Below are 13,846 nucleotides of genomic sequence, written 5' to 3' on the forward strand. Positions count from 1 at the left end.
TCTCACAAATCGCGACGGCGGGTGCCGGCCCGGTGTTCCGTGTGCCCGTCCCGGCTCCGCGGATGCACGGCCGACCGGACGGTTCTCAAACGGGCGTACTGGTTCCAAGCGGGCGTACGGTTCCCGGTCGGGGATCAGCGGCGCCGCCCGCGCACCAGCAAACGGGTGACGGCCGTCAGCGTGACCCCGGCCGCCACGGCCGTCGCGGCGGCCAGCAGGCGCCCGGAGCCGGCCGCGGGCGGCACGGGACGGTCGGCGGTCCGCTCCGGGTGGTCGGTGGGCAGCCGCCGGTCGAGTGCCAGGGCCAGCGCTTCGGCCAGGTGCACCGGCTGCCGCCCGGTGCCGCCCTGCTCGATCTGCGTACGGCAGCTGAAGCCGTCGGCCAGGACGAGCGCGCCGGGCGGCGTGTCCCGTACGGCAGGCAGTACACCCTGTTCCGCGATGGCCGTCGAGAGTCCGTGGTGCCCGCGCTCGAAGCCGAAGTTCCCGGCGAGCCCGCAGCACCCGGCGTCCAGCACGTCGGCGGCCACCCCGGCCCGGCGCATCAGCTCCCGGTCGGCGTCGAAGGCCAGTACCGCGTGCTGGTGGCAGTGCGTCTGCACGGTCGCCGACCGGCCCAGGGACGGCGGTCGCCAGCCCTCGGGGGCGTGGTTGACCAGCTGCTCGGAGAAGGTGCGGAACTGCCGCGCCAGGCGCTGCACGTCCTCGTCATCCGGCATCAGCTCCGGCGCGTCGGCCCGGAAGACGGCGGTGCAGGACGGCTCCAGCCCGACGACGGGGGTGCCGGCCTCGATCCACGGTCGCAGCACGTCCAGGGTCCGCCGCAGCACCCGCCCGGCGGTGTCCAGCTGGCCGGTGGAGATCCACGTCAGCCCGCAGCACACCGCCCGCTCCGGCACGGCGACCCGGAACCCGGCGTCCTCCAGCACCCGTACCGCCGCCTTCGCGACGCCCGGGTGGAAGTACGTACTGAACGTGTCCGGCCAGAGCACGACCGTCCGCGGGTCCGCCGGGTCCGGTTCGGGCGTGCCACGCGCCCGCCACCACTGTACAAACGATTCGGGCGCGAACACCGGCGCGTCCCGCTCGGCGGCCACCCCGGCCAGCCGCTTGCCGAGCCGGGCCAGCCCGGGCGCGTTCAGCGCGGCGTTGACCAGCCCCGGAGAGAGCCGGGAGAGGCGGGCCCACAGTGGCAGCCAGCCCATCGAGTAGTGCGCGGCGGGCCGCAGCCGCCCCGCGTAGTGGTGGGACAGGAACTCCGCCTTGTACGTCGCCATGTCGACACCGACCGGGCAGTCCGACTTGCAGCCCTTGCACGCCAGGCACAGGTCGAGCGCGTCCCGTACCTCGGTGGAGCGCCAGCCGTCGGTGACCGGGGAGTCCGCGTGTCCGCCCAGCATCTCGAACAGCAGCCGGGCCCGGCCGCGCGTGGAGTGCTCCTCCTCGCCCGTCGCCCGGTACGAGGGGCACATCACGCCGCCCTCCTGCGTACGGCAGTTGCCGACGCCGACACAGCGCATCACGGCCTGCGTGAAGCTGCGGTCGTCGTCCGGATAGGCGAAGTGGGTGTCCAGGCTCCGCGGCCGCCACCCGGCGCCCAGACGCAGGTGCTCGTCGACCCTGGCCGGATGCACGACCTTGCCCGGGTTCATCCGGTCCTCCGGGTCGAACACTCCCTTGAGCTCCCCGAACGCCGTCACCAGCCGCTCGCCGAACATCCGCGGCAGCAGCTCCCCGCGTGCCTGCCCGTCACCGTGCTCGCCGGACAGCGACCCGCCGTACGAGGCGACCAGGTCGGCGGCGCGGAAGAGGAACGTGCGGAAGTCCGCGACGCCGTCGGCGCTCTTGAGGTCGAACGGGATGCGGGTGTGCACACAGCCCTGCCCGAAGTGCCCGTACAGCGCCGCGTGGTCGTACCCGAACTCCGCGAAGAGCGCGTGCAGGTCCCGCAGGTAGTCACCGAGCCGGTCCGGCGGCACGGCGGAGTCCTCCCAGCCCTCCCAGGTCTCCCGGTCGTCCGGCGGCCGGGCGGTCACGCCGAGCCCCGCCTCCCGCGCTTTGAGCATCTTCTGCTCGCGGCCCGGATCGTCGGAGAAGGCCACCGACGCGTCGTCCTGGGACCGGCCGATGGCGTCGAGCAGCGCCTGGCACTGGGAGTCCGCCTCGTCCCGGCTGCCGCCGCTGAACTGGAGCAGCAGCCAGCTGTCGCCCTCGGGGAAGTTCTCCAGCGAATCCAGGTAGGCGCCTTCTTCCCGCATGAGCTGCGCCATCCGGCCGTCTATGGCCTCCAGCTGCGTCGGGTCGCCGTGCTTCAAGAGTCGCGGAACGTCGTCGGCGGCCGTGCAGATGTCCGGGTAGCCGAGGACGAGCATCGCCTCGGCAGGCTGTACGGGTACGAGCTCCAGTTCCGCCCGCAGGACGGTGACCAGCGTGCCTTCGCTGCCCACCAGCGCGCGGGCGAGGTTGAAGCCGTGCTCCGGCAGCAGCGCGTCCAGGTTGTAGCCGGAGACCCGCCGGGGGATGTCGGGAAAGCCGCGCCGGACGTCGGCCATGTAGCGCGTGGCTATGCTCCGCAGCCCCTCGTACAGCTGCCCCTTGCGCCCGCCCTCGGCGACCGCCTTCTCGTACGCGTCCTCCGACGTCGGCCCCACCCAGCAGCGCAGCCCGTCGTACGTCAGGATCTCCAGCCGCCGCACGTTGTCCGCGGTCTTGCCGTACGCCTGCGCGGACGCGCCGCACGAGTTGTTGCCGATCATGCCGCCCAGCGCACAGTGGCTGTGCGTCGACGGCTTCGGCCCGAACTTCAGCCGGTGCGGGGCCAGCAGCCGGTTCAGCTCGTCCAGCACGATGCCGGGCTTCACCACGCACGTACGGCGGCCGGCGTCCACGGACAGCAGCGCGTTGCAGTACTTGGTCCAGTCGATGACCACGGCGGTGTTGGTGCACTGGCCGCCCAGGCTCGTCCCGCCGCCCCGGGACAGCACCGGCGCGCCGAACTCCGCGCACACCGCGACGGCCGCCGCGCCCGCGTCGGTGGTCCGCGGCACGACCACGCCGATCGGCACCTGCCGGTAGTTCGACCCGTCGGTGGCGTACGCGCCCCGGCTGCCCGCGTCGAACCGCACCTCACCGTCCACCCGGGCGCGCAGCGCCGCCTCCAGCGCCGCGATGCGCTCCCGCGGCCACGGTGCCGGTGAACGCCCGCCGGCTTCCGCTGCCGTCCGGTGCGTCGTGGTCATGGACAACCTCCTTCCGTGCGGCCGGCCCGCCGGTGCGGCCGCCCTCGTGCCCGCCCGGCCGGGTGCCCGGCCAGATCGCCTTCACACGTGCGACGACGTGCTGGTACGTGCCGTACGGGACCGGGGCGGCCCGGTACGGCGGCCGGCCGCCCGGCACCCGTCCCGGAACGCCGGGGGACCGCCTGTCATCCGGCCCGCGTGCCCGGCTCCGCCAGGAGGCTGCCGTCCAGGCGCTCGACCAGGTCGGCCGGGCCCTCGTACACCTCGTGCGCGCCCGCCTCCCGCAGGTCGCGCTCCGGATAGCCGCCGCTGAGCACCGCCAGACACGGCACACCGGCGCGGTGGCCGGCCTGTACGTCCCAGACCGTGTCGCCGATGAACACCGCCGAGTCGGCGGCGACACCGCTGTGTTCCAGGGCGCTCTGCACCAGGTCGGGTGCCGGTTTGCTCGCCGACACGTCGTCGGAGCTGGTCACCGCGGCGATGGCGTCCTCCGCGTCCAGCGCGCGCCGCATCGCCTCCAGCTCCGGACCGTGCGCCGAACTGGCCAGCACCACCGTCCAGCCGCGCTTCGCGCACGCCCGCAGCAGCTCGGCGGCGCCGTCGAGCGGGGCCAGCCGCTCCCAGTACTGGGCGAAGAGCGTGCCGTGCGCCGTCCGGATGGTCTCGTCCTCGTCGGTGTCCCGGTCCGCCCCGAGCAGATGGCCGATCAGATGGTCGGACCCCATGCCGATGGTCCGGTGGATCTCCGCCATGGGCACCCGGTGGCCGGACTGCCGGAACGCCTCCCACCAGGTGACGGCGTGCAGGTAGGTGCTGTCGACCAGCGTTCCGTCGACGTCGAAGAGTGCGGCTCCGCGTGGGCTCACCCGTGTCTTCCTTCCGCGAGGGCCGGCCGGTGCCGGCCGCGCTGCCGGGCCGGGCGCTCGCGCTCCGGCCGTGTTCCGGGGCAGCCGGCCCATCGGCCGGCCACCCTCGGTACGGCCCGTACGAGGCCGTACCCGCCGCCATGTCAGCGGGAGGGCGGCGCCGCCCTCCCGCACTGGTTCAAGCGCCCGGCGGCCCGGTCGTTGAGAGCGCTGAACACCTTGCGCAGCCGTGAGGCGGGCGCGGGCCCGCCACGCTGCACCGCGATGCCCTCGGTCACGCCCGGCTCGCCCACCGCGTCCCGCGGCAGGACCCGCGCCAGGACCGACGAGAGGCGGGTGGTCGTGACGGGGGCCAGGCCGTGCGCCTTGGCGGCCAGGCGGGCGGCCGGGGTCAGGACGACGCGCGGGCGGCGCCGCTGCACCCCGGAGACGATGCGCTCGGCGGCGCACCCGGCGTCCATCGACAGGACGGGCGTGCCCGCCAGCGCCGAGAACCAGGCGAACTCCCGCGGCGCGTCCCCGCCGAACTGCGCGTGCAGATGCGAACCGGTCCGCATCAGCCCCGGATGCACCGCCGTCACCGACACGCCGTACGCGCTCTCCTCCGTGTGCAGCCCCTCGGCCAGCGCCGCGACGGCGAACTTGGCGCAGGAGTACGGCAGCAGATGCGGTACGGCCAGCAGGCCGCCGACCGAACCGATCAGCGCCAGCCGCCCGCCGGCCGGGCTGCGCCGCAGGTGGGGGAGGGCGGCCAGGGACGTGTTCAGCGCACCCTCGAAGATCGTCCGCATGGCGTCGTGGAACGCCTGATGGCCCAGCGACGCCGACGGACCCACTTGAATGACACCGGCGTTGGCCATGACGATGTCCAGCCCGCCCTCGCGCGCCGCGACCTCCTCGACCACCGCCTCGACCGCCGACCGGTCCCGGACGTCGCACACCGCCGTAGTGACCGGCGGCCCGCCGGGGCGGCGCAGCGACCGGGCGGCCTCGTCCAGTTCCTTCCCGTCGCGCGCCAGGATCGTCACCCGGCAGCCGCGCGCCAGCAGCTGGCGTGCCATCAGCAGCCCCAGGCCGCGCGACCCGCCCGTCACCAGGGCGGTCAGCCCCGCGATCGGCGGCGCGGCAGCGAAATGCGGCATGACCGGTCCTTTCACCTTGCCCCGTGGGTACTCCGTCGCGCCCCGTGCCGCCCCGTCACGGGGTGAACAGCACCTTGATCGCGCCGTCGGTCTTCTTCTGGAACATCTCGTACGCCTCGGGCGCGCGGTCCAGCGGCAGCCGGTGCGTGGCGAAGTCGTCCACGCCCAGCGGGTCCTCGTCGGTGAGCAGCGGAAGGATGTCGTCCGCCCAGCGCCGTACGTTGGCCTGCCCCATCCGGAACGTCAGCTGCTTGTCGAACATCACCAGCATCGGCATCGGGTCGCTCATCCCGCCGTACACGCCGCTGATGGAGATCGTGCCGCCGCGCCGGGCCATCGAGATGGCCAGGTGCAGGGCGCTCAGCCGGTCCACCCCCGCCTTGCTCATCAGCTTCTCGGCCCAGCGCGACGGCATCAGCCCGGCGGCCTGCTGCGCCAGCTTCCCGGCGGGGCTGCCGTGCGCCTCGGTGCCCACCGCGTCGACGACGGCGTCCGGGCCGCGGCCGCCGGTCACGTCCTTGACCGCGTCGAGCAGCCCGTCCTCGTCGTCGAACGCGTCCAGGTCGAAGACGGTCGCCCCGTCGCGGCGGGCGCGCGCCAGCCGTTCCGGCACGTGGTCGATGCCGATCACCTGCTCGGCGCCCAGGTGCCGGGCGACCCGGCAGGACATCGCGCCGATCGGCCCGAGGCCCAGGACGGCGACGCTGCTGCCCTTGGTGACACCGGCGTACTGCACGGCCTGCCAGGCGGTGGGCAGTACGTCCGACAGGTAGACGAAGCGGTCGTCGGCGGGGCCGTGCGGCACCTTGATCGGCCCGTACTGGGCCTGCGGCACCCGCAGGAACTCGGCCTGCGCTCCCGGCACCGAACCGTAGAGCTTGGTGTACCCGAACAGCGCGGCACCCGAGCCGTGCTCGCGGACCTGCGTGGTCTCGCACTGTGTCTGGAGCCCGTCACGGCACATCCGGCAGGTGCCGCAGGCGATCTGGAAGGGGATCACCACCCGGTCGCCCGGGCTGAGGTTCGTCACCTCGGGCCCGACTTCCTCCACCACCCCCATCGGCTCGTGCCCCAGGATGTCGCCGGGTGTCATGAACGGGGTGAGGACTTCGTACAGATGCAGGTCGGAGCCGCACAGACCGCTGGACGTGACCTTGATGACCGCGTCGGTCGGCTTCTCGATCCTCGGGTCGGGGACGTTCTCCACGCGGACGTCACGCTTGCCGTGCCAGACGTTCGCTCGCATCGCGGATCTCCTTGTTCTGGCGGCCGGCCCGCCGGACAGTCCCGGTCGGCAGTCATCACCCTCCGGCAGCCCAAAAGCCGCTTTTGAGTCTAAAGCGGTGTTCTCTGTCGTGGCAGCTCCAGTACCCGCATCACCCCGGCCGAATCGTTGGCGGACGCCGCCGGCACGGGCCCCGGCCACCGCCGCACGGGTTTTCCCGGCCGCGAAAAGGGTTACCCGGCGCAGCACCCACGGGGGCGATCCACCAGCCACCCACCCCGGCCCTCCGCGGGCCGTCGAGACCGCACGGAGCCCCGATGACCGACTACGGATACTTCCTCTCCTGCGAGGAGCACAGCCCGGCGGAACTGGTCGAACAGGCCCGCATGGCGGAGCAGGCCGGTTTCACCAAACTGTGGATCTCCGACCACTTCCACCCGTGGAACGACGCACAGGGCCAGAGCCCCTTCGTCTGGTCGGTGATCGGAGCGCTGTCACAGGTCACCTCACTGCCCGTGGAGACCGCGGTGACCTGCCCCATCATGCGGCTGCACCCCGTGATCACCGCCCAGGCCGCGGCCACCAGCGCGGTCCTCCTCGACGGCCGCTTCCGGCTCGGCGTCGGCACCGGCGAAGCCCTCAACGAGCACGTCCTCGGCGACCACTGGCCGCAGACCTCGGTACGCCTGGAGATGCTGGAGGAGGCCGTCCAGGTGATGCGGCAGCTCTTCGAGGGCGGCGAGGTCAGCCACCACGGCAAGCACTACACCGTGGAGAACGCCCGCCTCTACACCGTTCCCGCGGAACCGGTGCCCATCGACGTCTCCGCGTTCGGCCCCAACGCCACCGAACTGGCCGCCCGCGTCGGCGACGGCTTCGTGACCATGACCCCCGACGCGGACGCCGTCGAACGCTTCCGCCGGGGCGGCGGCGGCAACAAACCCGTCCTGGGCGGCGTCAAGGTCTGCTGGAACCAGGACCGCGACGAGGCCGTACGCACTGCGCACCGCCTGTGGGCCAACGAACAGCTCCCCGGCGAACTCCCGCAGGTCCTCCCCACACCCCGCCACTTCGAGCAGGTGTCCCAACTGGTCACCCCCGACCGCGTCTCCGAGGCGGTCACCTGTGGCGACGACGTGGACGCCCACGTGTCCGCACTCCGCGCGTACGGCGAGGCCGGCTTCGACACGGTCTACGTCAATCAGATCGGCCCGGAGCAGCGCGGCTTCTTCGACTTCTACCGCACGAAGGTCCTGCCGCAACTGGCCGATTGAGCGGCTGCCCCGACCGAGCGGCTGACGACGGGCCCGACACGCCGGCCGGCCCGCACAGAACGGACACGTCCGCCTTTCACGCCCTGCTGCCCGTGCTACCCGGACCTCCGCCGGCCGGTGGCTCCCGCGACCACCTCACGCGCAACGTCACACACCTTGATGTCCGTCCGCTGCGAGGTCTGCCGCAGGATGCCCCAGGCCTGCTCGGCGGTGCAGGACTCGGTGGCCACGAGAATGCCGCGGGCCTGGTCCATCACCGGCCGGCTGTCCAGCGCCCGCCGCAACTGCGCGTTCTCCGCCCGCAACCGGTCGACCACCGCGTCGTCCGGCCCGCCGGACGCCACCTGCCACTTCACGCGCCGCGCACCCGAAGCGGTGGCGAGCCGCAGCGCCGCCGGCGAACGCCGCCTCACCGCGGCTCCTGAACCGTCGTCGGCGTCGCGGCGCGGCCGAGAAACCTGCCTGGCCGCGGCGTGCCCGGCCACTTACGGGCCAGCTCCATCACACGCTGAGGCTGCCGCCGCAGATTCAGGGCCCGCACCGGGATACTCCGCCGCTGCCCGTAGGCCTCCAGGCGTCGCAGGAAGTGCAGTCCGGCCGAGTCCATGAACGTGACACCGGTCATCTCCAGCACCACACTCTCCAGGCCGGACGGCAACGCTTCGACGGCCTCGTCCAGCACCGGCACGGTGCCGTAGTCGATCTCGCCCCGTACGGTCAGCACGGCACAGGAACCGAACAGCCGGGTACGGACCCCCAGGGCATCCGGACCGGCCAGGGAAGACCGGTCTGTCTGTAGGGACATGGCCCCATCGTGGCAGGAGCCAAACCGGTCTGTCCACGCCCTCGGTGGGGCCGGCCCGAGGACGGCGCGTGCGGCCGCATCCGCGCACGTCGAAGCCCGGGCCAGTCATCACGGGGCGTGCTGAACTCCTCGACCGGCAGCGGATCCTGCTCCCCGCCGGGCCCGGTCGCAACCGTGCGGTCGGCCATCGCCTGGAGCCGTCGCGGAGCCGCCCATAAATCAGGTGCGCCACGTTGCGCGGGCGGGTTAGGGTGAGGCCGTTCCTCGCGGTGGCCGTCGGCCGCCGTGTCCGGCTGTGGAAGAACCAGGAGGTGTGACCCGATGGCTGTCAGTGCGCAGGGCGCTGCCCGCATTCAGAAGACCATCAGTTCCACTTCCGTGGCCTCCGGCTGACCTTTCCTCACTTTCCGTCGCGCGCTGGGCGCGTGGGGCCGGGGCCACCCTTGTGAAGGGTTTCCCTTGCAATCGTCTTCCGCTTCTTCCTCCGCTTCGCCGCGCCCGCTGACCGACTACGGCTGGGACGACGGCTTCGCGGAGAGCTTCGCTCCTCACTCCGGGCAGGGGTACGTGCCCGGCCGCGTCGTCCGAGTCGACCGCGGGCGGGTGGACGCCGTGGTGCCCGACGGGGACGGCGTACGGACCGTCCTGGCGGACACCGCGCTGGTGGCGACCAGCGATCCCCTGCGGGTGCCGTGCACCGGCGACTGGGCCGTGATCGACCTCGGGGAGGTCGGCGCGGGCCGGGACGGTGCGGTGCGGGCTCTGCTGCCGCGGCGTACCGCGTTCGTGCGGTCCACCTCCTCCAAGCGGTCCGAGGGGCAGGTGCTGGCGGCGAACGTGGACCACGCCGTGGTCGCGGTCCCGCTCGCCGTGGAGCTGGACCTCGGGCGCATCGAGCGCTTCGTCTCCCTGGCCTGGGAGAGCGGGGCGCAGCCGCTGCTCGCCCTGACCAAGGCCGACCTGGTCGGCGATCCGGCGGGGCTGGCGCACCTGGTCGCGGACGCGGAGACCGCCGCGCCCGGGGTGCAGGTGCTGGCCGTCAGTTCGGCCGCCGGTGAAGGGCTGGACGTCCTCGCCGCGGTGGTCGCGGGCGGTACGTCCGTACTGCTCGGGCAGTCCGGTGCGGGCAAGTCGACGCTCGCCAACGCCCTCCTGGGCGAGGACGTCCAGGACGTACGGGCCGCCCGCGACCGGGACGGCAAGGGCCGGCACACCACGACCACCCGGGACCTGCTGGTCCTGCCCGGCGGCGGGGTGCTCATCGACACCCCGGGACTGCGCGGCGTCGGCATGTGGGACGCCGACGCGGGTCTCGCGCGCGCCTTCTCCGACGTCGAGGAACTGGCCGCGCGCTGCCGCTTCCACGACTGCGCGCACGCTACGGAACCGGGCTGCGCGGTGCTGTCGGCCGTCGACAGTGGCGCACTGCCGCAGCGGCGGCTGGAGAGCTACCGCAAGCTGCTGCGGGAGAACCAACGCATCGTGGCCAAGACGGACGCCCGGCTGCGCGCGGAGATGCGCAGGGACTGGAAGCAGAAGCAGGCGCTGGGCCGCCACATGGGGGAGAGGAAACGGGGGGCCCGGGGGTGAGGTAGGTGCGAGCGAGGTAGGCGGGGCGGGCGGACGTCAGGTGTCTGCCTGCCTCAGCTCCGCGTCCGATTTCCGCCAGTGAGCGGCCGGGCTGTGGCGCACACTGGGTCGTGTGATGGATGACGAGACCAGGTACGAGGCGGTGTCCAGCCGGGACGCGCGCTTCGACGGGGAGTTCTTCTTCGCCGTCGTGACGACCGGGATCTACTGCCGCCCGAGTTGCCCGGCCGTCACCCCCAAGCGCGCGAACGTGCGGTTCTACGTGTCAGCGGCGGCCGCTCAGGGCGCCGGGTTCCGGGCCTGTCGCCGGTGTCGTCCGGACGCCGTACCGGGGTCGGCGGAGTGGAACGTCCGGGCGGACCTGGTCGGCCGGGCCATGCGCTTCATCGGCGACGGCGTGGTCGACCGGGAGGGCGTCGGCGGCCTCGCGCGACGGCTCGGTTACAGCGCACGGCAGGTGCAGCGGCAGCTCACTGCCGAGCTGGGTGCCGGGCCGGTGGCCCTGGCGCGGGCCCGGCGTGCGCACACCGCGCGGCTGCTGCTCCAGACCACCGGCCTGCCGGTCACCGACCTGGCCTTCGCCGCGGGGTTCGCCAGCATCCGGCAGTTCAACGACACGATGCGGGAGATCTACGCCAGTACGCCGAGTGAGCTGCGTGCGGCGGCGGGGGCCCGCGCGGGTACGGGGAAGGGCGGGTCCGGTGCCGTGCGGCACGCTGCGCCTGCCGGGGTGCCGCTGCGGCTGGCCTATCGGGGTCCGTACGCCGCCGCCGAGATCTTTGACTTTCTCCAGGCACGCGCGGTGCCCGGCGTGGAGGAGGTACGCCATGGCCGGGGCACCCGCACGTACCGCCGTACGCTGCGCCTGGCGCACGGCAGCGGCATCGCCGAGGTCGACGAGCACGCCGGGGCCCGGCAGCCGCGCCGGCCGCGCGCCGGACTGGTCTGCCCGGCCGCGCGGGGCACGGACGGCGGCTGGCTGGAGTGCCGCCTGCACCTGACCGACCTGCGGGACCTGTCCACGGCCGTCCAGCGGATGCGCCGCCTGTTCGATCTGGACGCCGATCCGTTCGCCGTCGCCGAGCGGCTGGGCGCGGATCCGCTGCTCGGCCCGCTCGTCGCCGCCCGCCCCGGACTGCGGTCGCCGGGTACCGCCGACCCCGAGGAACTGGCGGTACGGGCTGTCCTCGGCGGGCCGCCCGAGCGCGCCGCCGATCTTGTACGGGCGTACGGAAAGCCCCTGGACGCGGCGGACGGGGCGCTGACCCACCTCTTCCCCGAGCCCGGCGCGCTGACCGGCGACGGGGTGCCGGATGCGGTGCGCGCGCTGTGCGAAGCGCTCGCGGACGGCACAGTCACGCTGGACGCGGGCGCGGACCGGGAGGCCGCCGAACGGGCGTTGCGCGGTCTGCCCGGGGTGGGCCCGGCGGCTGCCGCGTACATCAGGATGCGGGCGCTGGGCGACCCGGACGTGGGGCCGGTGGGCGGCGCCGGCGGCGAGGCGTTCCCGGAGGCGTGGCGGCCGTGGCGGTCGTACGCCCTGCACCACCTGTGGCGGGAGGCGGGCACCGGCCCGCACGAGGATCAGCTCGCGATGACCGCGCCCGTCCAGGCGCCGACCACCAGCAGGCAGGCGAGCAGTTCGGTCAGCACGCCGAGCCCGATGGACCGCATGGCCGTACGGGTGGCGGCCCACGCGTCGCCGTGACTGCCGAGCCGCGACCGTTCCAGCAGGTAGAGCACGCCGACCGAGCTCAGGACGGCCCCCGCCACGGGCACGACGAAGAAGCCCGCGATGCCCGCGACGCCCGCCAGGAACAGCGTGCGGTACGGCGCGCCCGCCGCTGCCAGGTCGCGCGGGGGCAGCAGCCACTTGAGGGCCTGGTTGAGCAGCAGTACGGCGCTCGCGCCGAACAGGACGTACCAGGCCGGCGCGGTCTGCTCGGTCATCGCCCACCACAGCACGCCCGCCCAGACGATCGGCGGCCCCGGCACCCCGGGGATCAGCACGCCGAGCAGGCCGAACAGGAAGACGAGGCCGACCGCGAGCAACTGCCACAGGCCCATGGCCCCAGCGTGCCGGAAGCGGGGGCGGCGCGCCCCTCGGGCGCCACGGGCGGGTCCTGCCGGGCGGGCGGTCCCGCCCTGGCCTGAACCGGCCGGCCCCTCTGTGGCGCGTACCCGCGGGTCGTCCCGCGGCGGCCCTCCGTGCCCTGTTTCCGGGCCGCCGGCCGGTGGACAATACGCCGCATGAACCCACAGGGGGATCGGCGCCACCACGAGAACTCCTGGTGGCGGGAGTTGTACGAGGACGACAGCGAAGCGGCGCGGGACACCGGCCCCGCGGCGGCCCCGGACACGCTCGACGACCGTGTGGACTCCGCCTTCCGCGCGGTGGGCCAGGCGCCCGCGGTGCCCGACGCCCCCGGCCCCGCCCCCGAGCCGATGGCCCTGCCCGCCGCGGACCCGGCCGCGCTCGACGACCTCGTACCCGACACGGAGCTGGACGGCGCCGGGTACGGCCCGCTCACCTTGCGGGCGGCCTCACTGCGCGGCGAGGCCGCCCGCCACCGGGCCGAGCCGCGCGGGGACGCCCTGCTCACCGCCCGGTTCGGTACCGGGCAGCACGCGCTGATCCTGGTCGCCGTGGCCACCGCGGCGGGCGACGGCGGTACGTACGCGTACGGGGGCGCGCACCGTGCGGCCCGCGACGTGTGCCGCTGGATCGGCGGCGCCGTCGGCCGCAGCTGCACCCGGCTGGCCGAGGACGTCCGTACGGGCGACCGCTGCGCCCTGAAGTCCGGCCTGCACCGCCTCACCGACCGCAGCTACGGCAAGCTCCGCGCGTACGCGGGCGAGCATGGCATGGAGCCCGAGCAGTACACGGCCGCGCTGCGCTGCCTGCTGCTGCCCGCCGACCCGGCCTGCCGCACCCGGGTGTTCTTCGGCGTCGGCGCGGGCGGTTTCTTCCGGCTGCGCAACGGTGCCTGGCAGGACCTGGAGCCCCCGCCGCCCCAGGGGGACGCGGCAGGTGCGCCGGCTGCCGACGGGCAGCCGGGTGGGGGACCCGCCGGGAGTGACACACAGGAGCCACCCGGTGCCGCGCCGCCATGGCCGGTCCCCGGTGACCTCGCCACGGAGGCGCTCCGCCAGGGTGTCCCGCGGCCGCCCGACACCCGCCCCGGCCTCCGCCGGCCGCCCGACACCCTTCCCGACCTGCGCCTGCCCTCCGATGCCGGTCCCGGCCTCGCCCTGCCCACGCCGGCCCTGGGCGGCGCCCTGCCCGGCCTGCCCCGCGCCGCGTCCGGTCGGCAGTGGCATCCGCCGTACGAGCCCGTGCCGCGGGCGTGGCCGGAGCCGTTCCGCTTCCGGGCCTGCGTGACGCGGCCCAGCGACACCCTGCTGCTGTGCAGCGCGGGGTTCGCGGGTCCGCTGACCGAAGCGGCCGGTTTCGCGGGCCGGCTGGCGGACCGCTGGGCGGGCGCCGTGCCACCGGGGCTCGCGGCCTTCCTGACCGATGTCGGGCTGCGTGCGGAGGGGTACGGGCAGGACCGTACGGCCGTGGCGGTCTGGGAAGGGCGGGACGCGGCGGCCCCGGAGTGATGCGTCGGGTGTGGCGGCCCTGGGGTGACCCGGTGGGGCCCCGGAGCGCCGCGGCAGCCGTGGCGGCCCGGAATGACGCGACAGGCGTAGTCCCGCCGG

The 13,846-nt window shown here is 74.2% G+C and carries 10 protein-coding genes and 1 pseudogene; 4 read left to right on the forward strand and 7 right to left on the reverse strand.

Going from position 1 to position 13,846, the window contains the following annotated elements; all coding sequences use genetic code 11:
• Nucleotides 1-134: 134 nt before the first annotated feature.
• The 4 genes from ACZ4Z1_RS32345 to ACZ4Z1_RS32360 form a co-directional block, all read right to left on the reverse strand.
• Nucleotides 135-3,239 carry an FAD-binding and (Fe-S)-binding domain-containing protein gene (locus tag ACZ4Z1_RS32345; RefSeq protein ID WP_468490216.1) on the reverse strand — a complete coding sequence of 1,035 codons (3,105 nt, stop codon included), beginning with the start codon at nt 3,237-3,239 and terminating at the stop codon, nt 135-137.
• A 185-nt stretch (nt 3,240-3,424) separates the two neighbouring features.
• Entirely contained in the window at nt 3,425-4,108 is a 684-nt protein-coding gene (locus ACZ4Z1_RS32350) for an HAD family hydrolase (RefSeq protein WP_468490217.1), read from the reverse strand.
• A 143-nt stretch (nt 4,109-4,251) separates the two neighbouring features.
• A complete protein-coding gene (locus ACZ4Z1_RS32355; protein WP_468490218.1) occupies nt 4,252-5,250 on the reverse strand; it encodes an SDR family NAD(P)-dependent oxidoreductase in 999 nt (332 codons plus the stop codon).
• Nucleotides 5,251-5,305: 55 nt separating this feature from the next.
• Nucleotides 5,306-6,496 carry a zinc-dependent alcohol dehydrogenase gene (locus tag ACZ4Z1_RS32360; RefSeq protein WP_468490219.1) on the reverse strand — a complete coding sequence of 397 codons (1,191 nt, stop codon included), beginning with the start codon at nt 6,494-6,496 and terminating at the stop codon, nt 5,306-5,308.
• A 296-nt stretch (nt 6,497-6,792) separates the two neighbouring features.
• Between ACZ4Z1_RS32360 and ACZ4Z1_RS32365 the strand changes: the two genes are divergently transcribed.
• Nucleotides 6,793-7,749 carry an LLM class F420-dependent oxidoreductase gene (locus tag ACZ4Z1_RS32365; RefSeq protein WP_468490220.1) on the forward strand — a complete coding sequence of 319 codons (957 nt, stop codon included), beginning with the start codon at nt 6,793-6,795 and terminating at the stop codon, nt 7,747-7,749.
• A 95-nt stretch (nt 7,750-7,844) separates the two neighbouring features.
• Here ACZ4Z1_RS32365 and ACZ4Z1_RS32370 read toward each other — a convergent pair whose 3' ends face one another.
• Complete coding sequence (locus tag ACZ4Z1_RS32370; protein ID WP_468490221.1) at nt 7,845-8,162, reverse strand: ANTAR domain-containing protein; 318 nt, start codon at nt 8,160-8,162, stop codon at nt 7,845-7,847.
• A complete protein-coding gene (locus ACZ4Z1_RS32375) occupies nt 8,159-8,554 on the reverse strand; it encodes an STAS domain-containing protein (protein WP_468490222.1) in 396 nt (131 codons plus the stop codon). Before ACZ4Z1_RS32375 ends, ACZ4Z1_RS32370 begins: the two co-directional genes overlap by 4 nt.
• 459 nt (nt 8,555-9,013) lie before the next feature.
• On the opposite strand from ACZ4Z1_RS32375, the gene rsgA reads away from it, so the two are divergent.
• Together rsgA and ACZ4Z1_RS32385 are read left to right on the forward strand one after the other, a co-directional pair.
• Nucleotides 9,014-10,144 (forward strand): ribosome small subunit-dependent GTPase A, encoded by a 1,131-nt coding sequence (gene rsgA / locus ACZ4Z1_RS32380; RefSeq protein WP_468490223.1) that lies wholly within the window; start codon nt 9,014-9,016, stop codon nt 10,142-10,144.
• Nucleotides 10,145-10,259: 115 nt separating this feature from the next.
• Complete coding sequence (locus ACZ4Z1_RS32385; RefSeq protein WP_468490224.1) at nt 10,260-11,852, forward strand: DNA-3-methyladenine glycosylase 2 family protein; 1,593 nt, start codon at nt 10,260-10,262, stop codon at nt 11,850-11,852.
• Here ACZ4Z1_RS32385 and ACZ4Z1_RS32390 read toward each other — a convergent pair.
• Nucleotides 11,735-12,211 (reverse strand): annotated as a pseudogene (locus tag ACZ4Z1_RS32390) (DUF456 domain-containing protein); the annotation flags it as partial. The gene ACZ4Z1_RS32385 and the pseudogene ACZ4Z1_RS32390 overlap by 118 nt on opposite strands.
• A 183-nt stretch (nt 12,212-12,394) precedes the next feature.
• On the opposite strand from ACZ4Z1_RS32390, the gene ACZ4Z1_RS32395 reads away from it, so the two are divergent.
• Nucleotides 12,395-13,747, forward strand: coding sequence for a protein phosphatase 2C domain-containing protein (locus tag ACZ4Z1_RS32395; RefSeq protein WP_468490225.1), 1,353 nt, complete (start codon nt 12,395-12,397; stop codon nt 13,745-13,747).
• Nucleotides 13,748-13,846: the final 99 nt, after the last annotated feature.

It is taken from the genome of Streptomyces sp. NPDC030165 (assembly GCF_055573595.1).